Origin of the sequence: Tardiphaga sp. 709 (assembly GCF_032401055.1) — a bacterium.
GTDB lineage: Bacteria > Pseudomonadota > Alphaproteobacteria > Rhizobiales > Xanthobacteraceae > Tardiphaga.
Map to the genome: position 1 here is coordinate 4394511 of NZ_CP135529.1, position 24711 is coordinate 4419221.

At 61.9% G+C, this 24711-nt stretch carries 26 protein-coding genes; 13 read left to right on the forward strand and 13 right to left on the reverse strand.

Annotation, left to right across the window (positions count from 1 at the left end; all coding sequences use genetic code 11):
- Nucleotides 1–468: 468 nt before the first annotated feature.
- The 3 genes from RSO67_RS21360 to RSO67_RS21370 all read left to right on the forward strand — a co-directional run bounded on the left by RSO67_RS21360 (nucleotide 469) and on the right by RSO67_RS21370 (nucleotide 2338).
- Nucleotides 469–1272 carry a GIY-YIG nuclease family protein gene (locus RSO67_RS21360; RefSeq protein WP_315840472.1) on the forward strand — a complete coding sequence of 268 codons (804 nt, stop codon included), beginning with the start codon at nucleotides 469–471 and terminating at the stop codon, nucleotides 1270–1272.
- A gap of 188 nt (nucleotides 1273–1460) precedes the next feature.
- Complete coding sequence (locus RSO67_RS21365) at nucleotides 1461–1811, forward strand: endonuclease domain-containing protein (RefSeq protein WP_315840473.1); 351 nt, start codon at nucleotides 1461–1463, stop codon at nucleotides 1809–1811.
- A 164-nt stretch (nucleotides 1812–1975) separates the two neighbouring features.
- A complete protein-coding gene (locus RSO67_RS21370; RefSeq protein ID WP_315840474.1) occupies nucleotides 1976–2338 on the forward strand; it encodes a hypothetical protein in 363 nt (120 codons plus the stop codon).
- Between the two features lie 205 nt (nucleotides 2339–2543).
- On the opposite strand, the gene RSO67_RS21375 is transcribed toward RSO67_RS21370, so the two are convergent.
- The 4 genes from RSO67_RS21375 to RSO67_RS21390 all read right to left on the reverse strand — a co-directional run bounded on the left by RSO67_RS21375 (nucleotide 2544) and on the right by RSO67_RS21390 (nucleotide 8847).
- Nucleotides 2544–3797 carry an ABC transporter substrate-binding protein gene (locus RSO67_RS21375; RefSeq protein WP_315840475.1) on the reverse strand — a complete coding sequence of 418 codons (1254 nt, stop codon included), beginning with the start codon at nucleotides 3795–3797 and terminating at the stop codon, nucleotides 2544–2546.
- A 388-nt stretch (nucleotides 3798–4185) separates the two neighbouring features.
- Complete coding sequence (locus tag RSO67_RS21380; protein WP_315840476.1) at nucleotides 4186–6180, reverse strand: methyl-accepting chemotaxis protein; 1995 nt, start codon at nucleotides 6178–6180, stop codon at nucleotides 4186–4188.
- A gap of 327 nt (nucleotides 6181–6507) precedes the next feature.
- Nucleotides 6508–6873 carry a DUF1304 domain-containing protein gene (locus RSO67_RS21385; RefSeq protein ID WP_315840477.1) on the reverse strand — a complete coding sequence of 122 codons (366 nt, stop codon included), beginning with the start codon at nucleotides 6871–6873 and terminating at the stop codon, nucleotides 6508–6510.
- Between the two features lie 237 nt (nucleotides 6874–7110).
- Complete coding sequence (locus tag RSO67_RS21390; RefSeq protein ID WP_315840478.1) at nucleotides 7111–8847, reverse strand: phosphodiesterase; 1737 nt, start codon at nucleotides 8845–8847, stop codon at nucleotides 7111–7113.
- Between the two features lie 207 nt (nucleotides 8848–9054).
- On the opposite strand from RSO67_RS21390, the gene RSO67_RS21395 reads away from it, so the two are divergent.
- Nucleotides 9055–9381 carry a hypothetical protein gene (locus tag RSO67_RS21395; RefSeq protein WP_315840479.1) on the forward strand — a complete coding sequence of 109 codons (327 nt, stop codon included), beginning with the start codon at nucleotides 9055–9057 and terminating at the stop codon, nucleotides 9379–9381.
- A gap of 181 nt (nucleotides 9382–9562) precedes the next feature.
- Here RSO67_RS21395 and RSO67_RS21400 read toward each other — a convergent pair whose 3' ends face one another.
- The 4 genes from RSO67_RS21400 to mtgA all read right to left on the reverse strand — a co-directional run bounded on the left by RSO67_RS21400 (nucleotide 9563) and on the right by mtgA (nucleotide 11658).
- On the reverse strand, nucleotides 9563–10234 hold the full coding sequence (locus RSO67_RS21400; RefSeq protein ID WP_315840480.1) for a hypothetical protein: 672 nt from the start codon (nucleotides 10232–10234) through the stop codon (nucleotides 9563–9565).
- A gap of 274 nt (nucleotides 10235–10508) precedes the next feature.
- On the reverse strand, nucleotides 10509–10694 hold the full coding sequence (gene rpmF / locus RSO67_RS21405; RefSeq protein WP_068732923.1) for a 50S ribosomal protein L32: 186 nt from the start codon (nucleotides 10692–10694) through the stop codon (nucleotides 10509–10511).
- Nucleotides 10636–10863: a hypothetical protein gene (locus RSO67_RS21410; RefSeq protein ID WP_315844401.1), complete on the reverse strand. Its 228-nt coding sequence runs from the start codon at nucleotides 10861–10863 to the stop codon at nucleotides 10636–10638. The genes rpmF and RSO67_RS21410 overlap by 59 nt, the downstream gene beginning before the upstream one ends.
- Nucleotides 10864–10995: 132 nt before the next feature.
- Complete coding sequence (gene mtgA / locus RSO67_RS21415) at nucleotides 10996–11658, reverse strand: monofunctional biosynthetic peptidoglycan transglycosylase (RefSeq protein WP_315840481.1); 663 nt, start codon at nucleotides 11656–11658, stop codon at nucleotides 10996–10998.
- A gap of 168 nt (nucleotides 11659–11826) precedes the next feature.
- On the opposite strand from mtgA, the gene RSO67_RS21420 reads away from it, so the two are divergent.
- The 3 genes from RSO67_RS21420 (at nucleotide 11827) to RSO67_RS21430 (ending at nucleotide 15142) form a co-directional block, all read left to right on the forward strand.
- Nucleotides 11827–12753, forward strand: coding sequence for a polyprenyl synthetase family protein (locus tag RSO67_RS21420; protein ID WP_184513246.1), 927 nt, complete (start codon nucleotides 11827–11829; stop codon nucleotides 12751–12753).
- Nucleotides 12754–12766: 13 nt separating this feature from the next.
- Nucleotides 12767–13465, forward strand: coding sequence for a DUF1345 domain-containing protein (locus tag RSO67_RS21425; protein ID WP_315840482.1), 699 nt, complete (start codon nucleotides 12767–12769; stop codon nucleotides 13463–13465).
- Between the two features lie 72 nt (nucleotides 13466–13537).
- Complete coding sequence (locus RSO67_RS21430; protein WP_315840483.1) at nucleotides 13538–15142, forward strand: Na+/H+ antiporter; 1605 nt, start codon at nucleotides 13538–13540, stop codon at nucleotides 15140–15142.
- Nucleotides 15143–15148: 6 nt separating this feature from the next.
- Here the strand turns inward: RSO67_RS21430 and RSO67_RS21435 are convergent, their stop codons facing one another.
- Entirely contained in the window at nucleotides 15149–15538 is a 390-nt protein-coding gene (locus RSO67_RS21435; RefSeq protein WP_315840484.1) for a hypothetical protein, read from the reverse strand.
- Between the two features lie 187 nt (nucleotides 15539–15725).
- Here RSO67_RS21435 and RSO67_RS21440 point away from each other — a divergent pair, with 187 nt between their 5' ends.
- Both RSO67_RS21440 and RSO67_RS21445 read left to right on the forward strand, forming a co-directional pair.
- Nucleotides 15726–15953 carry a hypothetical protein gene (locus RSO67_RS21440; RefSeq protein WP_315840485.1) on the forward strand — a complete coding sequence of 76 codons (228 nt, stop codon included), beginning with the start codon at nucleotides 15726–15728 and terminating at the stop codon, nucleotides 15951–15953.
- A 26-nt stretch (nucleotides 15954–15979) separates the two neighbouring features.
- Nucleotides 15980–16258, forward strand: coding sequence for a type II toxin-antitoxin system RelE/ParE family toxin (locus RSO67_RS21445; RefSeq protein WP_315840486.1), 279 nt, complete (start codon nucleotides 15980–15982; stop codon nucleotides 16256–16258).
- Between the two features lie 20 nt (nucleotides 16259–16278).
- On the opposite strand, the gene ispG is transcribed toward RSO67_RS21445, so the two are convergent.
- The 4 genes from ispG to RSO67_RS21465 form a co-directional block, all read right to left on the reverse strand.
- Nucleotides 16279–17562: a flavodoxin-dependent (E)-4-hydroxy-3-methylbut-2-enyl-diphosphate synthase gene (gene ispG / locus RSO67_RS21450; protein WP_315840487.1), complete on the reverse strand. Its 1284-nt coding sequence runs from the start codon at nucleotides 17560–17562 to the stop codon at nucleotides 16279–16281.
- 49 nt (nucleotides 17563–17611) lie between these two features.
- Nucleotides 17612–18526 (reverse strand): DMT family transporter, encoded by a 915-nt coding sequence (locus tag RSO67_RS21455; RefSeq protein WP_315840488.1) that lies wholly within the window; start codon nucleotides 18524–18526, stop codon nucleotides 17612–17614.
- A gap of 42 nt (nucleotides 18527–18568) precedes the next feature.
- The gene (locus RSO67_RS21460) at nucleotides 18569–19054 is read right to left on the reverse strand and encodes a Fur family transcriptional regulator (protein WP_092139844.1); all 486 of its coding nucleotides are present in this window, start codon (nucleotides 19052–19054) and stop codon (nucleotides 18569–18571) included.
- Nucleotides 19055–19213: 159 nt separating this feature from the next.
- Entirely contained in the window at nucleotides 19214–20209 is a 996-nt protein-coding gene (locus tag RSO67_RS21465) for an AraC family transcriptional regulator (protein ID WP_315840489.1), read from the reverse strand.
- A 257-nt stretch (nucleotides 20210–20466) separates the two neighbouring features.
- On the opposite strand from RSO67_RS21465, the gene RSO67_RS21470 reads away from it, so the two are divergent.
- From RSO67_RS21470 to RSO67_RS21485, 4 genes are all read left to right on the forward strand, one after another.
- On the forward strand, nucleotides 20467–21312 hold the full coding sequence (locus tag RSO67_RS21470) for a porin family protein (protein ID WP_315840490.1): 846 nt from the start codon (nucleotides 20467–20469) through the stop codon (nucleotides 21310–21312).
- A 180-nt stretch (nucleotides 21313–21492) separates the two neighbouring features.
- Complete coding sequence (locus tag RSO67_RS21475) at nucleotides 21493–21972, forward strand: MarR family transcriptional regulator (RefSeq protein WP_315840491.1); 480 nt, start codon at nucleotides 21493–21495, stop codon at nucleotides 21970–21972.
- The gene (locus RSO67_RS21480; RefSeq protein WP_315840492.1) at nucleotides 21965–23134 is read left to right on the forward strand and encodes an HlyD family secretion protein; all 1170 of its coding nucleotides are present in this window, start codon (nucleotides 21965–21967) and stop codon (nucleotides 23132–23134) included. The genes RSO67_RS21475 and RSO67_RS21480 overlap by 8 nt, the downstream gene beginning before the upstream one ends.
- A gap of 4 nt (nucleotides 23135–23138) precedes the next feature.
- A complete protein-coding gene (locus RSO67_RS21485; RefSeq protein WP_315840493.1) occupies nucleotides 23139–24710 on the forward strand; it encodes a DHA2 family efflux MFS transporter permease subunit in 1572 nt (523 codons plus the stop codon).
- Nucleotide 24711 lies beyond the last annotated feature (1 nt).

Genomic DNA, 24711 nt, shown 5'->3' on the forward strand with positions numbered 1-24711 from the left:
TTCGCCTGCCTTCACCCGCACCGCGTCCAGCCGTTTCCGGCAGAGCCCCGTAGTGGGCCCGGACGGTGACCCCCGACCTCCCGAGTCCGTGCTTGCGAGGCACGTCCGCAGGCGCCGCATCCAAACTCCACTTCGAAAGCGCCCTCGAGAAGCGCCCCTCGTGAGTAGGACGGAAAGGAATATAGTCAGAATAAACTAATTGTCAACCCCAGCGTGTATGTGCTCGGCTATGGAGCAAGCTTGGTGATGAGGAAATTGAGCACACAATGGGAAATCTAGCCGGACGAACGATAAAGCTCTTCTTGGTTGACGGCGTCCCCGACGGGATTCGGACTGCGGAAATCATGAGTTGGACCGGTCATGTATTATTCGCACCACGGTCCAGTATCGCGACCCTTCTAGCTCGCCCTGAAGCAAAGAGAACAGGTGCATATCTCCTAATAGGGCCTGATCCGAAAGATACAGATCATGGTGTACGTCGGCGAGGGAGATAACGTCGGAATTCGTATCTCTAGCCATAACAAGGATGACGATAAGGATTTCTGGGAACATGCATGCGTCATCACTAGCAAAGATCTCAATTTGACCAAGGCTCACGCGCGTTATCTTGAAAGCGAAATCATTCGAATCGTAAAACATGAAGGGCGCGCCACACTCGCGAACAAGAGCGAACCCGAGTTTGACCGTCTGCCAGAATCTGACCTCGCCGATATGGACGATTTTGTAGCTCGCCTCCAAGTTTTGCTACCCGTACTTGGAGCAGAATTTCTTCGCCCAACGCCCGACGTCTCGAAGCGAGTGGAATTTCAGTTCCTTCAGTGGCTGTCGGAGAAAAGGAGAAGGGCTCCAATCCTTCTGGAGATGGTGTTTCAGAATCTCTCAAACGAATCGCGGCCAGAGTTTCGAATGAATGCAGGCGGCCTTCAGGCAGAGGCAGTCGAAATCGATGGGCAAATGATTATTCTGTCGGGATCTCAAGCGCGCGCCCAAGAAGCGCCGTCGCTCGCTTCGAATGTTCGTGCGTATAGGGATCAATTGCTAAAAACGGGAAAATTAGTAAAGGACGAAAAAACTGGTGTTCTACATTTCGCTGAGGATGTTGCCTTCACTTCCCCCAGCGCAGCAGCGCAAGCTGTTATGGGAACAAGTAGGAACGGCAGAACCGATTGGATTAACGTTTCGACGAACGAGACCTATGCGAATTGGCAAGAACGTATGATCTCGAAATTTTATTCGACCGTGAATCTGTTTGACGATGGCGAGGCAACGTAATTTAGATACATCCAATCTGGAATGACTTATATTTGGTGACACCAATCACATTGTCAGAAGCGTCTATAGAAGGCGGGCTGCTTCTTCTCCCTCCCTCAAGCGGCGAAGCCGCGCAGTGGGGAGGGTGGCGCGGTGCGAGCACTTGCGAGCAACGTGACGGGTGGGGTGGTGCAGCAAGTGAGGACAGCGTGGCAAACGCATTCGCGCGGTCGCTTCGCAAGAGCCTGACGCCGCAGGAGGCGAAGCTGTGGGTGAAGCTACGTGAACTCAAGCCGCTCGGCTTTCACTTTCGCCGGCAGGCGCCGATCCGGCACATCATCGTGGACTTCGTCTCGTTTCGCGATCTGCTGGTGATCGAGGTCGATGGCGGGCAGCATAATTTTGATGAAGCTACGCGCAAGGATGAAGCGCGGGATACGTTTCTGCGCGGCGAGGGATTTCGCGTATTGCGGTTCTGGAATTTCGAGGTGGATCGGAATCTAGATGGTGTGATGGAGACGGTGGTGACCGCATTGGGCACCCCCACCCGACCGGCCTGACGGCCGGCCACCCTCCCCACGCAAGGGCGGGGGAGGGAAAGCAATCGCTGCATACGCCCCACATCATCGCCGCATTGATCACACCAAACCACCACACCCACTCCAGACCTTCCGCACACTTCACCGCTAATGCTGCGCTCCTTCCCAACCGGAAAGGACCAACCATGCGCATCATCACAGCGACGGCCATCGCGGCCATTCTCTCGCTCGGCACGCCGGGTTTCGTGCTCGCACAGGGAGCTGCGACCCCAGCTGAAAATGCACCGGCCAAATCCGGCGAGCGGACCAGCGCCAAGATCTCCAGCATCCAGGTGGTGGATGTGAAGCAATTGCCGGATGCGGTGAAGAAGCAGGTCGAGGAGGTGGTGTCGAAATCCAGCGAGGAGGATCTGAAGGCGCTGCGCGCCTCGATCGACGCCTCGCCGGCGGCCGCCAATGCGCTCAAGGAAAAGGGCATGAGTTCGGCGCAGGTGGTGGCGATCAATATCGCCGATGGCGTGCTGACGATGTTTGCGAAGACGGCTTAATCACGACCAGGCTCTCGTCATGGCCGGGCTTGTTCCGGCCATCCACGCCTTCCTTCGTTGTCACTTCAAGCAAGACGTGGATGCCCGGGACATCTGGCGAAGCCGCGCTTCGCGCTTTGCCCGGGCATGACGGAGTTTTGGTTGCTGGCAATTAAGTTCAAAGCCACGCGCAGGGATACCCGCGCGTGGCTTTGTCGTTTGCAGCCTAGCCCGCCGAGTCATCCTCGATGATCGGGCCGAACAGTTCCCAGCGCTCGCCGTTGAAGCGCTGCATCTGCAGCTGCTTGTTGACGCGGTAGTCGGTGGGCGAGGTGGAGAGGCTCATGCCGGGCAGGCCGAGATCGGTCTTGAAGCCCGAAATGCTGCTGGCCTGCTTCATCACATTGGCGCGGGTGAGATCGTCGCCGCAGCGCTTCAGCACTTCCACCATGAGCTGGGCATTGCCGTAGCCATAGGTGTTGAAGTTCGAGTTCTTGTCGCCGTCGGGATAATATTTGTCCATGAAGGCCATGTAGCGCTTCATGCCCTCGTCGTCCTTCCACTGCGGGTCCAGCGGGTCCTTGCCGTAATTGGTCGAGATGAGACCCTTGGAATTGTCGAGCCCCGCAGGCACCAGCACCGCGCCCACCGATGTCGCATTGATGTCGACGATGTGGATCGGCTTCCAGCCGAGATCAGCCACCTTCTTGATCGCCTGCGCGGCGAATTTCGGCGTCGAGGCGTTGAACAGGAGGTCGGCGCCGGAGGACTTCAGCTTGACGATCTGCGAGTCGATGGTCGGGTCGGCGAGTTCATAGGACGCTTCCGAGACGATCATCGACGCGGCCTTGTCGCCGAGCCCGGCCTTCATGCCGGTGAGATAGTCGCGGCCGAGATCGTCGTTCTGCCAGAGGATGGCGATCTTGGCGGTCGGATGGTTCTTCAGGATGTATTTGGCGTAGATCCGGCCTTCGGTCTGGTAGTTGGGATTGTAGCCCATGGTCCAGGGGAAGTTCTTCGGATCGGTAAAGCGCGTGGCGCCGGTGGCGGCGAACAGCTGCGGCACCTGCTTCTGGTTCAGATATTTCTGGACGCCCGCATTGGACGGCGTGCCGATGATCTGGAAGGTCAGCAGCACCTCGTCGGACTCGACGAGCTTGCGCACCTGTTCCACGGCCTTGGGCGGCGAATAGGCGTCGTCATACTGGATCAGGTTGATCTTGCGGCCGTTGACGCCGCCCTGGTCGTTGACCATTTTGAAATAAGCGAGCTGCGTCTTGGCGATCGACGAATAGGCCGAGGCGGGGCCCGAGAACGGCACGGTCTGGCCGATCTTGATCTCGGTATCGGTGGCGCCGGGATCGTATTTCTTCTGCGCGAGTGCCGATGTGGCCAGCAGTGATGTGGCTGTCAGCGCAATGGCCGCCATCCCGACAAATTTAGCCGTCGTGGCGAAGCGATGAAGAAGCGAAGTTCTCATGTCGTTGCCTCCCTGATGATATGTCACTCGACAGTCGTTCCCGTGCGGGCGCCGTCGTTATCGGGGAGTGTGAGGCAAGGATTTCGCGTTGGCAAGGCGAGGAGATGGGCACTTTCCCTCACCTCTCCCCGCTCCCGGCGAAGCGAAGCTTCGCTAGGCGGGGAGAGGTCGCCGCGTCTTCGCGGCGGGTGAGGGGCGGAGCGCCGATGTTGATGCAAATTCGGTAGGCGTGGTTCGGACGATCAGTGCGATCCGAGGGCGAGGGTTTGCCGCGGCTGCGTGCCATGCCCCTCATCCCACCCTTCTCCCCGCAGGCGGGGAGAAGGAGCAGCGCGGCGCTCCCGGCGGCTAACTCCATTTGCCAATGCTGTGTAGACAACGCCGCCCCTCACGCACTCCGCACCGACGCCAGGAAGCTCGCCACATCCGCTTTCAGCCGGGCGCTGTCGCCGGACAGCGAGCGGGCGGCCGAGAACACATGGGACGAGGCCAGACCCGTGTCGCTGGCGCCGCGTTTGACGTCCGCGATATTGGCGCTGACATCGGAGGTGCCCTGCGCGGCGCGCTGCACATTGCGGGCGATCTCCGCCGTGGCGGCGCCCTGTTGCTCCACCGCTGCGGCAATGGTCGAGGCGATCTCGGACATCCTCCCGATGGTGCTGCCGATGCCCTTGATGGCCGCCACCGAGTTCTTCGTCGCATGCTGAATGCCTGACACCTGCTGGCCGATCTCGCCGGTGGCGCTCGCGGTCTGTTCGGCCAGTGCCTTGACCTCGGCGGCGACCACTGAGAAGCCGCGGCCGGCACTGCCGGCGCGCGCCGCCTCGATGGTGGCGTTGAGCGCCAGCAGGTTGGTCTGCCGCGCAATGGCGCTGATGAGCTGGACCACCTCGCCGATCTTGTCGGCCGCGCTCAGCAAGTCGCCGATCTGGCGGTTGGTCGTCTCGGCCTGTGCGACAGCCTCGCCGGCAATCGCAGCGGAGGCCTGTACCTGACGGCCGATCTCGTTGACCGATGACGACATCTGCTCAGTGGCGGAGGCCACCGACTGCACATTGGCGGAGGCTTCATCGGACGCTGCCGCGACCACCTCGGTCAGTTGCTGCGAGCGCGCTGCGGTCGAGGTCAGCGTGCCCGCCGCGGTCTCCAGCTCGGCCGAGGCCGACGACACCGTCTCGACGATGCGGCCGACGGCGCTTTCGAAGTCGCCGGCGAGCCGGTTCATGTCGGCCTTGCGCGCTTCAGCGGCGCGGTGCTCCTCGCGCAGCTTGGCGTCGAGCTCATCCGCCGCCTTCTGCTGCGCGCGCAGCTTGAAGGTCTCGACCGCCTGCGCCATGTCGCCGATCTCGTCGGCGCGGCCGAGGCCGGGCAGCACCACAGCAAAATCGCCCGAGGCCAGCGTCTGCATCGCCTGCGTCATATCCGCGATCGCGCGCGCGATGCGCTGGCCGAAATAGACGGCGGCGAGGCCGATCAGGATCGTCGCCAGCGCGATGGTCCAGGTCAGGATCTGGCGCGTTTGTGCGGCACGCACTTCGGCGGCGTTGTATTCGGCCTGGGCCGCGGCTACGAGGCCATCCAGCGCCGGCCGGTTGCGCTGAAACACCATCGCGAAGTCGGCGACTTCGTCATTCAACGTGGTCTGCGTCACCGAATAGGCGAGGAAACTTTCGCCATAGGCCTTGATCAGCGCGGCAAGCTCATCGCGCACTGCGTCGGGCAGTTCCGTCGCCTTCAGCGCGTCGGCAAATTCGTCGCGCCTTTTGTCGAACTGGTCGCCATATTTTTCCTCGCCGCGCAGCATGAAGTCCTTCTCATGCCGCCGCATCATCAGCATCAGATTGGCCAGGCGGATCTGGTCGAACTGCGCCAGCCGCGTTTCGACGTCGTGAACCGCAGCGCGCAGCCGGCCCTGCAGGCCCAGCGTCTCGTTGAGCCCCAGCGATTTCTGGATCGAGGCGATGTTGTTGAAGCGGGTCTGATAGACATTGAGACCCGCGCGTAGGGCCGAGCCCTGTTTCAGCGCATCGCCCTCGGGGCGCTTGTCGACGATGGTGTCTATCGCCGACAGATTCGCCAGTGCTGTGGTGATGATCTCGCCATGGACAGCGATCAGCTTCTCATCATGCTTGCGCAGAAATTCATTGGCGACCTGTCCGGCTTCCAGATAGTTCGCCGACAGACCCACGACATGCTGGCGCAGCTTGACGGCTTCATCCGACTGGCGCTGCGCGTCTGCCTCATAGGCGAGGCCGATGAGGCAGATCGTGCCGGTGAGCACGACAGCCATGATGCCGATCAATGCGATCTGGATACGCAGGCCAAATCTGATGCGCGGAAAATAGCCTGGGATCGCTGGAGCGCGCAGAGAGAATTTGAACAAGAGAACTGATCCTCGTTGATGCCGTGACCGCGTCGCGCGGTGCACCTAACGACGATCTAGATAGCTCAGCTCTGCATCGCTTTTACAAAACGCGCGCAGGATGGTTACGGAGAGTCGCGCCGACTCTGACATTCGCATGTCACAATGAAATGCAGCATGCGCAACGCAACGCGCGCACGAGATGTCGGCGCGATGACGCGGCAGCGATGGCGATGTTTTTATGAAAAGATGCCGCCGAATTTAGCTGGCTAAGTCAGCAAAAGAATCGTGAGGCGAAGCTCTCATTGTCGTTCCGGCATTCACCGGAACGACAATGATTTTGTGAGCTTACTTCGCCAGCCACAACACGACCAGCGCCAGCGCCGCCGGCGCGGCCTGTACATAAAGGATACGCTTGCTCACCGTTGCTGCGCCATATGCACCGGCGACGATGACGCAGAGCAGGAAGAACGCCTTGATCTGGAATGCGAAGGCTGGTGCGGAATGCAGCAGGCCCCAAATCAGACCGGCGGCGAGGAAGCCGTTATAGAGGCCCTGATTGGCGGCGAGCACCGCGGTGATCTCGGCCTTCTCCGGCGTGTTCCTGAAGGTCTTCAGGCCCTGCGGCTTCTGCCAGAGAAACATTTCCAGCACGAGAAAATAGATGTGCAGCGCAGCGACCAGTGCGGTGAGAAGATTGCCGATGAATGTCATGAGAGCCCCCGTTAGTACCCAACTGTCATTCCGGGGCGCGAACGCCTCTTGGCGGTCGCGAACCTCAGCCATTCCGATTGGAATGGCGGGGAATCCCGATGTGTTCATACTATACCGAGATTCCCCGCCACTCCCATTGGAGTGGCTGAGGTTCGCATTCTCAGCTTCGCTGAGAAAGCGACCCGGAATGACAGTGTGGGGCCGGGCGCGCATGCGCTTTGCGCGCCGCCGCGTGCGTCATCCCACCGCCGGCTTCGGCAGCGATGCCGGGTCCAGCCACGGACGTGTGGATGACGCCAGGCCGGTGAGGCGACCCTGGATGTAGTCGCAGCCCCAATCGCGCAGCAGCAGGCCGGACTCCTCGTCCTGCACCCATTCGGCGACGGTCTTGATGCCGAGCCGGTGGCACAGATCGATCAGGGTCTGCACGAAAGCGCGGTCGTCGGCGGAATGCGCGATGTTCTGCACGAAGGCGCCGTCGATCTTGACGATGTCCACGCCGAGCTTGCGCAAATTGCGGAACGAGGTGTAGCCGGCGCCGAAATCGTCGATGGCGATGCGGCTGCCGAAATTCTTCAGCCGCGTGACGAAGCCGCGGACGTCGTCGAGGTCCTGGATGGCCACGGTCTCGGTGATCTCGACGATCAGCCGCTGCGCGACACCGGGATGCGCACGCATCATCGACTCGATGGAGGTCCACCAGTCCGGATCCATTGTCGTGTCCGGCGAGATGTTCAGCGAGAGCTGCACATCCGGCGCGGCGGCGAGCTCGGCGACGACGAGTTCGAGGACGCGATGATCGACCAGCCGGATCAGGCCGAGCTTCTCGGCCACCGGCACGATATCCGGCGCCAGCAGCAATTGACCGTCATCCTGCTTCATGCGCACCAGCGCTTCATAGAAAGCGGGGGTACGGCTGTCGGCATGCATCACGGGTTCGAAGGCCGTGACGATGCGGCGCTCGTTCAGCGCAGTCACGATCTCGTCGGTGACGCGGATATTAACGCGGCGCTGGGCATCGCGCTCCACATTCGGCCGCCACAAAGCAAAGCTGCCGTGGCGGCGGCGCTTGGCGCCGTTCAGGGTTTCCTGCGCGCGGTTGACGGCTTCGTTGACGTTCTGCGCATAGCGGGGAACGCTGACGGCGCCGATGGTGGCGGTCACCGAGACCGGGCCGGACTGCGTCGGGATGACGTCGTCGCGGATGCCGACCAGAAAACGCTCGGCGGCGATGGTGGCATCGTCAACAGTGCAGTTCTTCAGGATCAGGCCGAACTTGTTGCCGGAGAAGCGGCCCAGCACGTCGCCGCCGCGTAGCCGCGCACGAATCCGCCTGGCGATCTCGATGATCACTTCATCCGCGATATCGAAGCCGAAGGCGTCGTTGATCCGCGCCAGATGGTCGATGCCGATTAGCATGAAGGCAAAGGACGAGCGGAAGCGGGTGGCTTCCTCGATGGCTTCGGCGAGTGACGCCAGAAGATGCGCGCGATTGAGTTCGCCGGTGACGGGATCGTGCTGCGCCAGTTTCAGCAGTTGTTCGTCGCGGGCATGGCGCTCGCTGTTGATGCGGACGACGCCCTCGACGCGTACGGCCTTGCCCGCGGCATCGGCGCGGCAATTGCCGCTCTCCTCGATCCACAGCACGGCGGCAGCGGTCGAGGCGCGTAGTCCGTATTCGATCCGGTAGGTGCCGCCGCCGGAAGCGAGTGTCTTGGCCAGTGCCTCGGTGCGAATGCCGCGCTGCGGCTCAATGAGAGTCGCCAGCTCGGCGCCGCTGGCGATGGTCGCGGGGGAAATGTCGGTGAAGATGGCGGCGGCCTGGTCGGTCCAGGTGATCCGGTCGCTGGCGATGTCCCAGATGAAGGCGGCCTGGCCGAGTGCGGCCAGAATCTCTGCTGCCTGCGGCTCGGAAGTGCCCGCGGCGCTCTGGGAAACAGCGGATGTCAAAGTCGCCTCGTTTTGGGACGTCATCGGGTGATTCGCCCCCCGACAATACGGCTCAGATCGCTACAATCGTTAGTCAAAGTTCCTAAAGACTTAGGAAAGTGTAGCCGGGCAGGCCTTCGCAAGGCTGATGAGGCCCCGATCTGAGTTGTGGAGAGCCGCGGCACGACCCTTGCGACGCAGAGGGTGGAGGGGCAACCCTCGTCCCGTATTGAGACGCGAGCACTGTTAACAATGTCGATTTCCGCGACCCGCGCTTACGCCACGACGCCGCATCCGATGCGGCGCGCTGGCGATTTCGTGGTCGAGAAAGAGACGGTTGGCATCGAGAGCGTCGCGCTGACGCGGCTTGAGCCGGTGCAGCATACTACCCCGGTGTCGTCGCGCGTGGCACGGCCCGACGCATCCTTCATTGCGCATCTAATCGCCACGGCCGAACAGGCACCGCAAACGCGGGAGCTGCGTCGTGCAGCTGTCGCCGATGTCGAGGCGGCCTATCGGGCGGTGGCAAATATGTATGTTGCGGGATCGGCGAGCGGTCGGACGCAGCGAGTGATCTGACGCTACACTCTCCGCTGTCGTCCCCGCGAATGCGGGGACCCATAGCCTCCCATTTCAAAACTGAAACGGCGGCAGAGCCACATCCATGGCGCTTTCAACAATTCTTCCGCGTGTATGGATCCCCGCCCCGTGCACGCCTTCGGCGTGCTAGGCGGGGATGACAAGTGGAGAGGTTCGTCGCTTACGTCTTCGGCTTGTCTTCCGGCGATACCACGCCACCCGGCTGCAAATCCGGTGACGTGATCTGCGGCGACGTATGCGCCACGACTTCCGGCGGGACCGGGGGCGATTCAAGTTTCGGCTCGATCCGTTCGAGCTTCTCGACCTTCGGCTCCGGGCGATCGGTCAACACGGCTTCGGCGACGGACGTCGCGGCCGGAACGTGAGCGGGCGGAGGCGTCGGAGCGACCGGCGCTGGCGCGGGCTCATAACGCGGTGCCGGCTCCGGTGCATAGACCGGCGCGGCGACGCGGCGGGGACGGCGGGCGCGCAGCGAGATGCCGGCGAGGAAATCCACCATCGCCGTCAGGGTGATCAGGAAGAAGGTGGCGTTGCCGAATTTCGGCAGCATCACGAATTCGGCTGCGGCAGCGCCGAACACCAGCAGCGACAGGAAATGGTCGGTGAAATATTTCGGCGCCGGGCGCGCGGCGCGCATCACCTCGAGCCACAGCAAGAGAATGCTGAGCGCAACGAGCAGGTCGTTGAGCGTCACCATCCAGATGTCTTTCGACATCAGCGTGATCGGGAAGAGGGGGATCGGGCCCGACAGCGCGAGGTCGGGCATCAGGAAGGCGATGATGTTGCAGATCGCCACCGGAATCAGCAGCAGCGGGAAACCGATCGACGCCATCGAAGGCCTTCTTTGCGAGCGAGAGAACCAGAACGCATGTGGGCGATGCAGGACATCACCAAGGTGACGACATCACCGAGGTGACGCGCGCGCATCACCGGGACAACGCATTAGCTCCAGAGTTGGAGCGAATTCGGGCGGAAGACCAGTTCAGAATTATTGTCTGAACAGCTTTCTCGACTTGCCCGCTGGCGCTTCGACCCGCTTGACCCGGACCTTACGTGGACGAGCGAAGGCGGCGCCACCTGACGTGGCGCTGCCCTCCATCCAGTGGTCAGGATTCTTTCTTCACCTTCAGAACCTGACGACCCTTGTACATGCCGGTCTTCAGGTCGAGGTGGTGCGGACGGCGCAATTCGCCGGAGTCCTTGTCCTCGACATAGGTCGGGGTCTTGAGCGCGTCAGCCGAACGACGCATGCCACGCCGCGACGGCGATGTTTTTCTTCTCGGAACGGCCATAGGAAAAGTCCTTGCAGGTTCTTGGCAGATGGTTTCGATCGGCGCCCGGTGACAGGCGGCCAGCACAGAACGCGCGGGCAAAATCGCTGATAAGGCCGGGCTTATAACGGAATGACGACGCGATGGCTAGGGCGGGGCGGTCGGATTTTTCGAGGATTTCGCGCCACAAACCTGTCATTCCGGGGCGAGGGCGGCGCCAGCCGCACGCGAACCCGGAATCCCGACATGTTCATCGCCACATGTCGGGATTCCGGGCCCATGCCCGTCGGCTTTGCCGCCGGTCCTGTCCCGGAATGACAGCCTAGTTCCAGCACCGCTGCAGCTCCGCCGCCTGTGCCCGGGCCATATAGGTTGCCGCCAGCCGCCGCACCCCCGGCCCCGGCGTCCGGGCGCTGCGGGTGACCGGATTGGGCAGGATCGCCGCCAGAAGCGCGGCTTCCCGGGCCGACAGGCTTGAGGCTGGCCGATTGAAGGCATATTCGGCGCCGGCCTGGGCGCCAAACTGCCCGGATGGGCCCATTTCGGCGATATTCAGGTAGATTTCCAGGATCCGCTGCTTGGACAGCATCAGCTCGACCCACATGGCCAGCGGGATTTCGAGGCCCTTGCGGATCACGCTGCGGCCTGACCACAGGAACAGGTTTTTCGCCACCTGCTGGGTGATGGTGGAACCGCCGCCCGAGACTTCGCCGTCCTGGGCGTCCTCAATGGCATTTTGCAGGGAATCCCAGTCGATACCGCGATGGCTGCAGAATTTGGCGTCTTCGGACGCAACCACGCTGCGCGGTAGCGCCGGCGACATGGTCTTGAGATCAACCCAGGTCCGCTCCACGGGGGAACCGGTGATCCAGCGCCACGCCATCAGCGCCGAAATCGGCCGGCCGACGGCATAAAGCGGCGTCAGCAGATAGGGCAATGCGACAAGCAGGATTCCGATCAGGATGAGGCGGCGGATGAGGCGCAAGAGGGGCGTTCCCGGTCGGAGCTATGCCGCTGATAGAGAGGGGTTTCCTCACTCTTTTCAAGCCGGTTAAGCTTGCCGCGACCAATCGCGGCGGGACGCCGCAGGCGCAATTGACGTGGCCTTTGCCATAGAGGATTGTCCGGCCAAATTGTTCTGGAGCTATTCTTAATGTCGACCGGTGCTTCCACCAAAGATTTTGCCTCGCGCCTGGACCAGACCGCGGACGATACCGAAGCCGTACTGACCAAAGTGCTCGCCGATGGCGTGCTACCCGATGAAATCGCCCGGCCGAAGCGGCTGATGGATGCGATGCGTTACTCCTCGCTCGGCGGCGGCAAGCGGCTGCGTCCGTTCCTGGTGGTCGAGAGCGCGGCGGTATTCGGCGTGCATCGCGAGCAGGCGCTGCTGGTTGGCGCCGCCCTCGAATGCATCCACTGCTATTCGCTGATCCATGACGACCTGCCGGCGATGGACAACAGCGACCTGCGCCGCGGCCGTCCGACCCTGCACAAGGCCACCGACGACGCCACCGCGATCCTCGCCGGCGACGCGCTGCTGACGCTGGCCTTCGACATCGTCACCCGCGATGAAATCCATTCGGATGCGACGGTGCGCCTGCTGCTGACCCGAGCCCTCGCGCGCTGCGCTGGCTTGGGCGGCATGGTCGGTGGCCAGATGCTCGATCTCGCCGGCGAAGGCCGCTTCGGGGACAAGGGTCCGGTGGACGTCGCCCGCGTGCAGCAGATGAAGACCGGTGCGCTGTTGCGCTACGGCGTCATCGCCGGCGCGCTGCTCGGCCAGGCCACGCCGAAGGAATACAAGGCGCTCGACGATTACGGCCGCGCGCTCGGCGAAGCCTTCCAGATCGCCGACGATCTGCTGGATGTCGAAGGCGACGCCGCTGCGCTCGGCAAGCCCGCCGGTGCCGATGCTGCGCTCAACAAGACCACATTCGTCACCCAGCTTGGCGTCGAGGGCGCCAAGAAGCGCGTCGCCGATCTGATCGCCACCGCCGACGCATCGCTGTCGATCTTCGGCGCCAAGGGCGACGTGCTCCGCGCCGCCGCGCGCTTCGTGGCCGAGCGCAAGAACTAAGGAAGATCTGATCATGTCGGAGGCGGGCAAGGATCTCGACGAGCTCCTTGTCCGTTTTCGCAAGATGCCGGCGCCGATCCGCGTCGTTTACGGTCGCCCGCGCACATTCCTTGCGCTCCTGATCGGCATTGTCGCGTTCTTCGTGCTGCCATCGTCGATGCGGCTGGTGACCCGTCTCCTGATCGGCTGGGACGTGTTCATCGCGTTCTATCTCATGCTGGTCTACGGCATGATGTTGCGCAGTGGCGGCCAGAAACACATCCGCCGCAACGCCGCCCTGCAGGACGATGGCAGTTTCATCATCCTGCTGGTGGCAGCCTTAGGCGCCTTCGCCAGCATCGCGGCCATCGTGTTCGAACTTGGCGAGGGCCATCGCACGGCGTGGGAATTGACGCTGGCGATCGTCACCATCGCCTCGTCCTGGGCCGCCGTACACACGACCTTCTCGCTGCATTATGCCCATCAGTTCTATCGCGGCGCTAAACCCGGCGGGTTGGCATTTCCGTCTGGCGATGACGACACGAAGGAACAGCCCGACTATTGGGACTTCGTGTATTTCTCCTTCGTCATCGGCATGACCGCGCAGGTCTCCGACGTGGGCATCACTGTGAAGAGCATCCGCCGCACCGCCACGGCCCACGGCATCGTCTCCTTCATCTTCAATACCGCGCTGGTGGCGCTGATGGTCAATATCGCGGCAAGCGCGATCTGATACTTCAGCACGCGCCTGCATTGACCTTGCCGCCGCGCCGGGCAAATTAGGCCTGTAGAGGATATCGCCCGCGTGGAAGCCAAGTTTCAAATTTTCCTGGTTTTGATCGCTGCGCTCGCAGGTACAGCGTGGCTGGCCAAGCGCATCAGCATCGCCCCCGCGATCCTGCTGCTGCTGGCCGGCATTGCACTGGCCTTCGTGCCGGGCATGCCCTCGATCCAATTGCCGCCGGATGTGGTGCTGCTGGGCGTGCTGCCGCCGCTGATCTATTCGGCCTCCGTCGCCATGAGCTGGCGCGAATTCCGTGCCAATCTGCGCATCATCACGCTGCTGGCGGTCGGATGCGTGATCTTCACCGCGTGCCTCGTCGCCACCGCGACGCATTTTTTGATCGGGCTGCCGTGGTCGGTCGGCTTCCTGCTCGGCGCCATCGTTGCGCCGCCGGATGTGGTGGCGCCGCTGGCGATTGCGCGCAAAATCGGCCTGCCGCGCCGGATTCTGGTGGTGCTGGAAGGCGAGGGTCTCGCCAATGATGCGACGACGCTGATCCTGTATCGCTTTGCGGTGGTAGCGATCACCACCGGGGCATTCTCGCTGCCGAAGGCGGCGGGCACTTTCGTCGCCATTCTCGCCTGCGAACTCGTCTTCGGCCTCGCCATCGGCTGGCTCAGCCTGCGCATGCGTCACCGCGCGCGCGATCCGCAGGTCGAGATCACGCTGTCGCTGCTGACGCCCTATGTCGCCTATCTCATTCCCGAACATTTCGGCGGCTCCGGCATCATCGCCACTGTGGCCTGCGGTCTCTACATCTCCTGGAACGGCCCGTTGCTGATCTCGGCGGCAACGCGTTTGCAGGGCATCTTCTTCTGGGATTTGGTGATCTATCTGGTCGAGGGTCTGCTGTTCCTTTTGACCGGCTTCCAGATGCGGGCGCTAATCGAGAAATCGAAGGCGTTTCCGTTCGCCGATATCATGCTGGCCACGGTGCTCGTCACCGTCGTGATCATCGTGGCGCGTTTCGTCTGGGTCTATGCGGCGATCTATGTGCCGCGCTGGCTCAGCGCAGACCTGCGCAAGCGCGATCCTGCGCCGAACTGGCAATGGACCTTCGTCGTCGCCTTCACCGGCGTGCGCGGTGCCGTATCGCTCGCCGCAGCGCTGGCGCTGCCATTCACGCTGGTCTCGAACGAAGGCTTTCCGTCGCGCGACCTGATCCTGTTCGTCTCCTTCAACATCATTCTGATCACGCTGGTGGGATTCGGCCTGTGCCTGCCCATCGTGGTGAAGTGGCTCGGCGTGACCAAAATTGGCCGCGAGGAATATATCGCCGAGCACGAGGCTGAACTCGCTACGCGCCGCGAGGCGCTGGCGACAGCCCTGGCGCGGCTCGATGCCATGACCGACGATCGTGAGCTGTCTGACGAAGTCGTGAAGCTGCTGCGCGCGCGCCATGAAAGCCGCTCGAACCAGCTGCCGGGCGAGCTCGATCCCGACGTCGACGTCTCGGCGGTCGGCATCGATCTGGTGCGCGAACTCATCAAGGCCGAGCGCAAATTCATCCACGCGCAACTCCGCGACGGCAAGATCACCGACGAAAGCCGAAGGAGAATCGAGCGCGATCTGGATCTGGAAGAAGCGGGGCTGACCAATCGCGAATTTCGGCGGATTCCGCTGTAGCGTCGCTCAGCGGATGCGCTCGGTGAAGACCGGCTCGAAGAAGCGCCACTCGTCGTAATAGGCATCGGGAAGCCTGTAGGGCTGGCAGTTCTCGAGCGCACGCATGCAACTCATCTGATACGCCTTGCTATAGGGCGTGGTCGAGGTGATCGATATCGGGCGCGCCTCATCGATCATGCCATCGCGCTTCAGCTTGATCACAAAGATCGCCTCGATCGGCTCCTTGCCGCCACCACCGGGCTTTTTCCAGCATCGCTCCACCTGGGCTTTGAAGAGTGGTTCCCAGTGAGCTGCAGCGTTGCCGGTCCGCTTCGGCACCTGAGGGGGCACTGCCGGCGGCGTCTGCGGTGATGGCGCGATGTCAGGCCGCGTGAAGCGGCCAGGCAGGCCAAACATCTGAGCGTTGCAAGAGGCTGAGGAGACAAGAATGAAAAAGGCGCCGGCGACCGTAGCGTTCGGCCCGGGTGCAATCCGAATAAGCGATTGCCGAGACGCAAGACTGCCTCTTCGCGTGCTGTATCCTAAAATAAAACTATAGATTGAAATTATCGCCATGGCAGCAAAAATGTGCTAAACATAATCGATGACCCGTCAGGATATCGAACTCATCCTTGAACAAGTCGCCACCTGGCCGGAAGAGGCGCAGGAAGAGTTTTTGACGTCGTTCAATGAGATCGAGGCAAAGCACGTCGGTGTCTACCAATTGGATGACGAAGAGCGGGCTGCCGTGCTCCGCGGTCTTGCTGAAATGCGAGCTGGCCAGTTGGCTAGCGAAGAAGAAGTTGCTGCTCTCTTCAATCGCTTTCGCTGATGAAAGTCAGGTGGTCTAAGACCGCCGTGATCGAACTCGAAGAGATTTTCCTTTATATATCCGAGCGCAATGAGGCGGCTGCACGCGCAATTGTGGCTCGTATCGAGCGAGTTTGCACACAACTCGAACAATTCCCGTTCACAGGTGTGGCTACGAGCGAAGACGAGACCCGTATGCTGCCGATCGTGCGCTATCCGTTTTCGATCTTCTATGCAGTTGACGAAGGCTTGGATGAAGTCGTGATCCTTCATGTCCGTCATACGGCACGAAAAAAGCCGGCGACGGATGACCCGGTCGCCGGCTGATTTTGGAGTAGCTGCTTGAATTACTCCGCCGCGCTCACGACTTCCGGCGCCTTGGCGTTGGCGCCGTAGCGCTGGTCGATATAGTCGATCACCAGCGCCTTGAAGTCGGCCGCGATGCTGGGGCCGCGCAGGGTGCGGAATTTCTCGCCGTCGACAAACACTGGCGCGGCCGGGCTTTCGCCGGTGCCGGGCAGCGAGATGCCGATATTGGCGTGCTTGGATTCGCCGGGGCCGTTGACGATGCAGCCCATGACCGCGACGTTGAGGTTCTCGACGCCGGGATACTGCGTCTTCCAGCCTGGCATCGAGTCGCGGATGAAATCCTGGATCGAACGCGCCAGTTCCTGGAACGTGGTCGACGTGGTGCGGCCGCAACCCGGGCACGCCGCGACCAGAGGCACGAAGGTGCGGAAGCCCATGGTCTGCAGCAGCTCCTGCGCAACCTGAACTTCCACCGTGCGGTCGCCGCCGGGCTCCGGCGTCAGCGAAATGCGGATAGTGTCGCCGATGCCCTGCTGCAGCAGGATGCCGAGCGCGGCCGAGGAGGCGACGATGCCCTTCGAGCCCATGCCGGCCTCGGTGAGACCGAGATGGATCGCATAGTCGGAGCGCGAGGCCAGCGTCTGATACACGGCGATGAGGTCCTGCACCGCCGAAACCTTGGCGGAGAGGATCATCTTGTTCTTCGGCATGCCGAGTTCTTCGGCGCGGGCCGCCGACAGCAATGCGGACTGCACCATCGCTTCACGCGTCACCGCGCGAACGTCCTTCGGATTCGCGGACAGCGCGTTCTCGTCCATCAGCTTGGTGAGCAGTTCCTGATCGAGCGAACCCCAGTTCGCGCCGATACGGACGGCTTTGTTGTTCTTGTTCGCGATCTCGATGATGTCAGCGAACTGGCTGTCACGCTTGCTCTTGAAGCCGACATTGCCGGGATTGATGCGGTATTTGTCGAGCGCCGCGGCGCAGGCCGGATATTCGGCGAGCAGCTTGTGGCCGATGTAGTGGAAGTCGCCGACCAGCGGCGTGGTGATGCCCTGTTTGTCGAGCGCTTCGCGGATATGCGGAACGGCGGCTGCGGCCTCGTCGCGATCGACGGTGATGCGGACCATTTCCGAGCCCGCGCGCGACAGCGCTGCGACTTGGTCGATGGTGCCCTGGATGTCGGCCGTGTCGGTGTTGGTCATCGACTGCACGACGATCGGGGCGCCGCCGCCGACAGCGACGTTGCCAACCATGACCTGTGTGGTGAGGTGCCGGGGCGCCGGACCGGCGATATCAGACGGAATTTCAATCTTGTTCATGGGGTCTCGAATATCAGATTTAGATGACATCCAGCAATGTGTTAGTGGCCTAGGCCCTGACCGGTCGGTTAACGAGGACCAGCCCGGCGACGACCAATAGCGCAGCGAGGCCGAAGGCGGGGGTCAGGTGGTCGCCCATGATGAGATAGCCTGCCGCGACGCCAAACAAAGGGGTGATGAAGGTAAAAGCCGACAATTTGCTGGCGGAATAGGTCTTGATCAGCCCGAACCAGAGCAAAAACGTGAATCCGACCACCCAGAAGGCCTGAAACGAGAGCAGGGACAGCGCCAGCGGACCGGGAACCCGGGTCAGGGTCTCGCCCGCCAGCAGCGCCGCCAGGCCCAAAATCGGGACAGACAGCCCGACTTGGTATCCCAGTGCCTTCTCGGGCGGTGCGTAGAGGAGTGGCGTCATCTTGACCACCAGCGTGGTCGCGGCCCACAGCCCCGCACCGGCGACGATCATCAGATCCCCGATCAGTACGTCGGTGGTGACGTCGGGCTGCGGGACGCCGATCGCCACGGCGACGCCGGCGAAACTCACCGCGAGCCCGGCCCATTGCACCGGGCGCAGGCGTTCACCCAGGAACTGATAGGCGCCAAAGGCGACGAAAAACGGCATCGTGTAGAGGAAAACCGCGGCGCGCGAGGCCGTTGTGAATTGCAGACCGTGAAAGATCAGCACGAATTCGATGCCGAACAGCACGCCGGCGAACAGGCCGGCCTTCAGCGTGCCGTCGCGTTCGAACAGCTTGATGCCGCGCACGCGCGCAATGGCCAGGATGACCAGCAGCGCGCCGGCCGAGCGCAGCATCGCCTGCGTGTAGGGCGGGATATCGTGCAGCACCAGTTTGATGGCGATCTGGTTGAAGCCCCAGGTCAGGCACAGCATCAGCACGAGGGCGATAGCGCCGGCGGTGAGTGCGCGTCCGCCGGGTGGACTGATGATCACTTCTGCAGACATGAAGCCTCGGGCCCGGCTTGTCGCCGTGTTGTTATGGGATCGTCACGCCTGACAGTGCGCGCAGGTTCCGGTGATTTCGACAACAGACAGTTTCGGGACGAAGCCAGTCGTCCGTGCGGCATCATTCAGGCTCTGCGCAACCTTCGTTGCGGGCACTTCGCCGACCGACCCGCACTGGTCGCAGATCAGAAACGCGACCATCGAGGCGGTGCCGTGGTCGTGCGCGCAGGCCAGGAAGGCGTTGCGGCTCTCGATGCGGTGAACGAGGCCGTTCTCCATCAGGAAATCGAGTGCGCGATACACGGTGATGGGTGCCGGACGCGAGGTGGTCTTGGCAAGCTCATCGATGATCTCGTAGGCCCCAAGCGGCCGATGGCTTGCGAGCAGCGCTTCAAGCACCTGCCGGCGGATCGGGGTCAGCTTTTGCGACCGGGCCGCACAGACATGCTCGGCATGATGCATCGCGTCCGCCGTACAGCGGTCGTGATCGTGGCCAGGAGCCGGGAAAGTTGGTTTCGGAACTGCCATATGGAGGTAGCTTAACCCGTTCGGTGTGATTGTGCCCGTCTTTTTGGCGGTGGGGCCCAGTCTTACACCGAATCCAGCCCCGCCAAATGACGAGCGTTCCCTGCAGATGGGGGGACAGCCGGGCGATTGCAAAGGTTGAGTGGGCGATACCGGGCCGGATCAGGTGGAGCTTTTGCGCTCCCGGCGCAGATCCGATGGCGAGGTGGCATATCGGCGCCGGAATGTCCGGTTGAAATACGACAAGTCGTTAAAGCCGGCCTCGTCGGCGATCTTCCCGATCCGCTCATCGGCCCGCAATGGGTCGAGTAGCAGTGCATGAGCATAGGCCAAACGCCGTTCGAGCAAATATTCCGACAGGCTGAGGCCGTGTTCGCGAAACAGCTTGCGGACATAATCCGGTGAGATTTTCTGAGCGGCCGCCAGTGTTTCGGCCGAGAGACCGTGATTTCCGAGGCTTGCTTCTATGGCTGCCTTGATCGCCTGCAAGCGCAGCATGCGGGTGCTGGAAGGTGGAGATGTCTCGGAGTGGTTCTCGCAACCGATTGTGAGAAGTGCGATCAGGCTACACAGATCGGCCACGACATGGTGCTGAAGATGGGTGGGGGCGGCCCCGTCCAGGTCGATTGCTTCCTGACAATGCGCCATCAATAGCCGCAACGTCTGAGCCTCCAGGAGGACAGGTCGCATGAGCCAGGCGCCGAGATTCGGCACCTTGATCGACAGCGCAGCACGGTCGATCTGAACGATCAGATGCTGCGTCTCACAAGATGACGTATGCCAACCGGTGTCCCTGGTTGTCATCAAGACCGCATGGTTCTGCTCGATGATTTCTTCGCGGCCATGCTGCGATGCGCGAGCCCGACCTTTCAGAACGACTGCAAAGACGACATCGTCGGGCGATGACGCAGTCGCAGCATCCGGCATGCGATCGTTCGCCGGAAATCCCGTGCCGATAAAAACAATCGCTCCGGGCAACCTGTGCAACGCAGCATCGGTTGAAAACGGGGTGTCCGTCGGAAGAGGGGACTCGACGTTGAATGTCAGGCGCCCGAATTGGAGCTGCGGTGTCTGCAGATTTTCGGAAGCAGCCGCGATTGATGAATCGGGCGTTTCGGGACCGGGCCCTGAAGTCACGAGGATCAGTCCTGCAAGCATTGAACTACATCTTGGTCGTGCCAGCGCCGGATCACGTTCATACTGATCGCCGCTAGCGCGCCTTCTGGTATTTCTGTCTTTGATAGTTCGCGATGCGCCATGTGGCCTGAACGCAACAAGCAGAACGAATTGCGGTGCCAGTCTCATCCAGTCCTGCCGCGTCGCGTCCGTTCCAAGTCGCTGATGTCTCATTCAACTACACATCATCGAAGCAGGACCTTCGGCCTGCCTTTGTTGATCTGTTGTTGAGGAGACTGATGGTGAAACGCACCGTATTGGCCGCTGCAGGCCTCGCCATCATGGCGTTTTCGTCGACCGCCGGCGCCGCGGATCTGTCCCCCCGCATGTACGCCAAGGCGCCGGTTCTGGTGGACCCCGGCATCAACTGGACCGGATTTTATGTCGGCCTCAACGGCGGCTACAGCTGGGGCAAGGGCGACGCTACTTTCCTGCCGGGCACTGCCTTCGCGTCACCGATCAAACAGGACGTCAATGGTGGCCTCGGCGGCGGCCAGATCGGCTACAACTGGCAGCTCGATCGCACATGGGTCGTCGGTCTCGAAGCCGATATCCAGGGGACCGGTGAACGTGGCAGCGCGAACTCTCCAGTGAGTTCGCTGCGGACCACCTTGCCCGGCGGAGACTTCAATCTGTTGACGCAGACATCGGCCAACAGCTCGTGGAGCTTCCCGTGGTTTGCGACCTTCCGCGGCCGCGTCGGCCTGCTGGCAACGCCGGATCTGCTGCTCTACGGCACCGGCGGTCTCGCTGTCGGCGAGGTCAAGTATTCGACACAGACGACAGTAACAGGCCAGATCTTCGGACCGGGCTCTGCCGGCACGACACCGGCCAGCGCCGCCGTGACGATTCCCGGCACGCTGTTTTCGGAATCACAGACCCGCGTCGGCTGGACCCTGGGCGCCGGTCTGGAAAAGAAGTTCGGCACCAACTGGTCGGCCAAGCTCGAATATCTGTATCTCGATCTGGGCTCGGCGACCTATTTCGGAGGGACGGCCAACCAGACCTCGGTCGGCTTCCATGACCACGTCTTCCGCGCCGGCATCAATTACGCCTTCAGCCCCGCGGTCGTGGCCAAATACTGATCCTTTCGATCCTCCTGACGACCTCAAGCCCGGCCTCGTGCCGGGCTTTTTGCTGTGCCGCCCATTGTGCGGAGGCCCGGGAGACCTAGCCATGCGCTAGTCGCGGGGCTGCGTCGTATCGTCCACCGATGCGTTATTCATAAGCTTGCTTATAATAAGCTAAGTTTACGGAGCGCCTCCATGTCCTGCCAGCCTGACACCGGCACCGATTTCCTGTCTGCCTTGTTCGAGACCCAGCGCATGTTGCGGCTGCTGGCCGACAAGGAAGCGCGCCAGTTCGGCATGACCCGCGCCCAATGGGCGGTGCTCGCCAAGGTCGAGCGCAATGAGGGGCAAAAACAGACCGATCTCGCCGACGCCATGGAAATGGCGCCGATCAGCCTGACGCGGCTGATCGACAAGCTCTGCGATAGCGGTCTGATCGAACGCCGCAATGACGACACCGACCGCCGCATCAAGCGCCTCTATCTCACCGAGGCCGCGCGCCCGCTGACGGCAAAGCTGGCGGTGCTGCGCGGCAACCTGATGCAGGTCGCGTTCGCCGGCGTGAGCGAGGCCGACATGCACCAGCTGGTCGCGCATCTCGAAACCATCAAAGACAATATCCGCGCTGCGCTGAACCCCGCAGTCACAAAGACCAAGGAACAAGTCTATGGCTGAGCCCGTGCTGAAATTTCCCGACAAGGATGCGCCCGAGGGCGGATCCGATGGCGCCGCGACGACGCAGCGTGAGGGCGCGAAAGGTTTCCTGAAGCGCTATCGCCGGTCGCTGCTGCTGGTCGTGTTGCCGGCTGTGGTTCTGGCTGCCGGCGTTGCGTTCTATCTCTCAGGTGGCCGTTATGTCGGCACCGACGACGCCTATGTCGGTGCGCAGAAGGTGCTGATCACGCCGGATATCTCCGGTAAGGTCGACAAGGTCGTGGTGCGCGAAGGCCAGCATGTCAAAGAAGGCGACGTGCTGTTCGAGATCGATCCGATCCCGTTCCGGCTGGCGCTTGACGATGCCAGGGCCAAGCTGGCCCAGGCAAAGACCACCTATGACAACCTCGTCAGCAATGTGAAGATCTATGGCCAGATGCAGGATCTGGCGCAGCAGGGCGTCGACTTCAAACAGCGCGACGTCGAACGCAAGTCGACGCTGGTGAAGAGCAACTTCGGCTCGCAGCTCGATCTCGATAATGCGGCGACCGCGGCGGTGACCGCGAAAGCACAGCTCGAACTCCTGAGGCAGCAGCTCGCGACCTCGATGAACCAGTTGCTCGGCAATCCCGACCTGCCGCTGGCCCAATTCCCGCCTTACGCGCAGGCGCAGTCGGCGCTCGATCAGGCGCAGCGCAATCTCGACCACACCGCGCTGAAGGCGCCGATCTCCGGTGTCGCGACGCAGGTCGATAACATCCAGCTCGGCCGCTTCGCGATGGCCGGCACGCCGATCCTCACGGTGATCGACGACAACAGGCCATGGGTCGATGCCAACCTGAAGGAATCCGATTTCACTTACATCGCCGTCGGCCAGACCGTGGAGATCGATGTCGATGCGTTCCCGAACCATGCCTTCAAGGGCACCGTCGGTTCGCTGAGCCCCGGCACCGGCGCGCAATTCGCGATCCTGCCGCCGCAGAATGCCACCGGCAATTTCGTGAAGGTCGTGCAGCGTGTGCCGGTGCGGATCTATCTCGATTATGCAGATCCCTTCGTGAAGCGACTGAAGGCTGGTATGAGCACCTACACCACCATCGATACCAAGCATCATCGCTCGCTGGCGGGCCTGCTCGGACTTTCGTCAGCCAAGGCGGAGTCGGCCAAGGCAAGTCAGGACTGATCCGATGACCACGTCGGCGCCATCTCCCAGTGCGGTCCCCGGCTTTCGCCGGAACATGGTGACGATCTGCGCCATGACCGCCACCATCATGCAGGCGCTCGACACCACCATCGCCAATGTTGCTCTGCCTTACATGCAGGGCACGCTGTCGGCGTCGCAGGACCAGGTCAACTGGGTGCTGACCTCCTACATCGTGGCGGCGGCTATCATGACCGCGCCGGTCGGCTGGATCGCCAATCGGTTCGGGCGCAAGAAGATCTTCATCGTCTGTTCGGCGGGCTTCACTGTCGCCTCGGTACTGTGCGGCCTCGCGCAGGACATCAACCAGATGGTCGGCTTTCGTCTCTTGCAGGGCGTGTTCGGCGCGGCACTCGTGCCGCTGTCGCAGGCGGTGATGCTCGACAGTTACGCGCTGCATGAGCGCGCCAAGGCGATGTCGATCTGGGGCATGGGCGTGATGCTCGGCCCGATCATGGGACCTTCATTGGGCGCCTGGCTGACTGAAACTTACTCCTGGCACTGGGTGTTCTTCGTCAATCTGCCCTTCGGCATCGTCACGGTGTTTGGTCTGTTGGCCTTCATGGACGAGACCAAGACCGATGCAGAACTGAAATTCGACTGGTTCGGTTTCGGCGCGTTGGCCATCGGTATCGGTGCGATGCAACTCGCGCTCGACCGTGGCGAGCAACTCGGCTGGCTCGAATCCAACGAAATCGTCATTGAGGCGATCGTCTCGGTCATCGGCTTCTATTATTTCTTCGCGCATTCCTTCACGACCTCGAAGCCGTTCATCCAGTTCGCCATCTTCAAGGACAAGAATTTTGTTGGCGGCTGCGTGTTCATGGCCGTCATGGGGCTGGTGCTGTATTCGACCATGGCACTGTCGTCGCCCTATCTGCAGAACGTGATCGGCTATCCGATCCTCACGGCAGGTCTGTTGCTGGCGACGCGTGGCTCCGGCACCTTCGTGGCGATGATGCTGGTCGGGCGCATCATGAAATATGTCGAGGCGCGTACACTGATCATGGTGGGAATGGCGCTGATGTCGGTGTCGCTGTTCTTCACGTCGATGTGGACCGACCAGACCGGCGTGTCGGAGATCGTGATCGTCTCGATCGCGCAGGGATTTGGCCTCGGTCTCGTCTTCGTGCCGCTATCTACCGTGGCGTTCCTGACGCTACCCAATCATCTGCGCACCGACGGCACCTCGATGCTCACGCTGCTGCGCAATGTCGCCAGCTCGATCGGCATTTCCATCGTGATCGCGCAGCTGACGTCCAACACCCGTATGGCCCATGCGGTGCTGGTCGAGCACATCACACCGTTCAACAACGCGCTGCAGATGCCCAATGTAACCAGCGCAATCAACCTCGCCACCGATAGCGGCCGCGCCGTGATGGACGCCATCGTCACGCTGCAGGCAACGATTATCGCCTTCGGGCTCGATTATCAGATGGTGATGCTGGTGACGCTCTGTGCGATTCCGATGGCGCTGATCATCGGCTCGTCAAAGGCGACCTTGCGCGCGCAGGCGGTGAAGCCGGGCGCGGATGAGCATCCGGCGGTGATGGAATAAA

Coding starts and splice junctions, on each gene's coding strand:
- RSO67_RS21360 (WP_315840472.1), top strand. CDS start 469: ATGGTGTACGTCGGCGAGGGAGATAACGTCGGAATTCGTATCTCTAGC.
- RSO67_RS21370 (WP_315840474.1), top strand. CDS start 1,976: ATGCGCATCATCACAGCGACGGCCATCGCGGCCATTCTCTCGCTCGGC.
- RSO67_RS21375 (WP_315840475.1), bottom strand. CDS start 3,797: ATGAGAACTTCGCTTCTTCATCGCTTCGCCACGACGGCTAAATTTGTC.
- RSO67_RS21385 (WP_315840477.1), bottom strand. CDS start 6,873: ATGACATTCATCGGCAATCTTCTCACCGCACTGGTCGCTGCGCTGCAC.
- RSO67_RS21390 (WP_315840478.1), bottom strand. CDS start 8,847: ATGACGTCCCAAAACGAGGCGACTTTGACATCCGCTGTTTCCCAGAGC.
- RSO67_RS21395 (WP_315840479.1), top strand. CDS start 9,055: ATGTCGATTTCCGCGACCCGCGCTTACGCCACGACGCCGCATCCGATG.
- RSO67_RS21400 (WP_315840480.1), bottom strand. CDS start 10,234: ATGGCGTCGATCGGTTTCCCGCTGCTGCTGATTCCGGTGGCGATCTGC.
- rpmF (WP_068732923.1), bottom strand. CDS start 10,694: ATGGCCGTTCCGAGAAGAAAAACATCGCCGTCGCGGCGTGGCATGCGT.
- RSO67_RS21420 (WP_184513246.1), top strand. CDS start 11,827: ATGTCGACCGGTGCTTCCACCAAAGATTTTGCCTCGCGCCTGGACCAG.
- RSO67_RS21425 (WP_315840482.1), top strand. CDS start 12,767: ATGTCGGAGGCGGGCAAGGATCTCGACGAGCTCCTTGTCCGTTTTCGC.
- RSO67_RS21435 (WP_315840484.1), bottom strand. CDS start 15,538: ATGTTTGGCCTGCCTGGCCGCTTCACGCGGCCTGACATCGCGCCATCA.
- RSO67_RS21440 (WP_315840485.1), top strand. CDS start 15,726: ATGACCCGTCAGGATATCGAACTCATCCTTGAACAAGTCGCCACCTGG.
- ispG (WP_315840487.1), bottom strand. CDS start 17,562: ATGAACAAGATTGAAATTCCGTCTGATATCGCCGGTCCGGCGCCCCGG.
- RSO67_RS21455 (WP_315840488.1), bottom strand. CDS start 18,526: ATGTCTGCAGAAGTGATCATCAGTCCACCCGGCGGACGCGCACTCACC.
- RSO67_RS21460 (WP_092139844.1), bottom strand. CDS start 19,054: ATGGCAGTTCCGAAACCAACTTTCCCGGCTCCTGGCCACGATCACGAC.
- RSO67_RS21465 (WP_315840489.1), bottom strand. CDS start 20,209: ATGCTTGCAGGACTGATCCTCGTGACTTCAGGGCCCGGTCCCGAAACG.
- RSO67_RS21470 (WP_315840490.1), top strand. CDS start 20,467: ATGGTGAAACGCACCGTATTGGCCGCTGCAGGCCTCGCCATCATGGCG.
- RSO67_RS21475 (WP_315840491.1), top strand. CDS start 21,493: ATGTCCTGCCAGCCTGACACCGGCACCGATTTCCTGTCTGCCTTGTTC.
- RSO67_RS21480 (WP_315840492.1), top strand. CDS start 21,965: ATGGCTGAGCCCGTGCTGAAATTTCCCGACAAGGATGCGCCCGAGGGC.
- RSO67_RS21485 (WP_315840493.1), top strand. CDS start 23,139: ATGACCACGTCGGCGCCATCTCCCAGTGCGGTCCCCGGCTTTCGCCGG.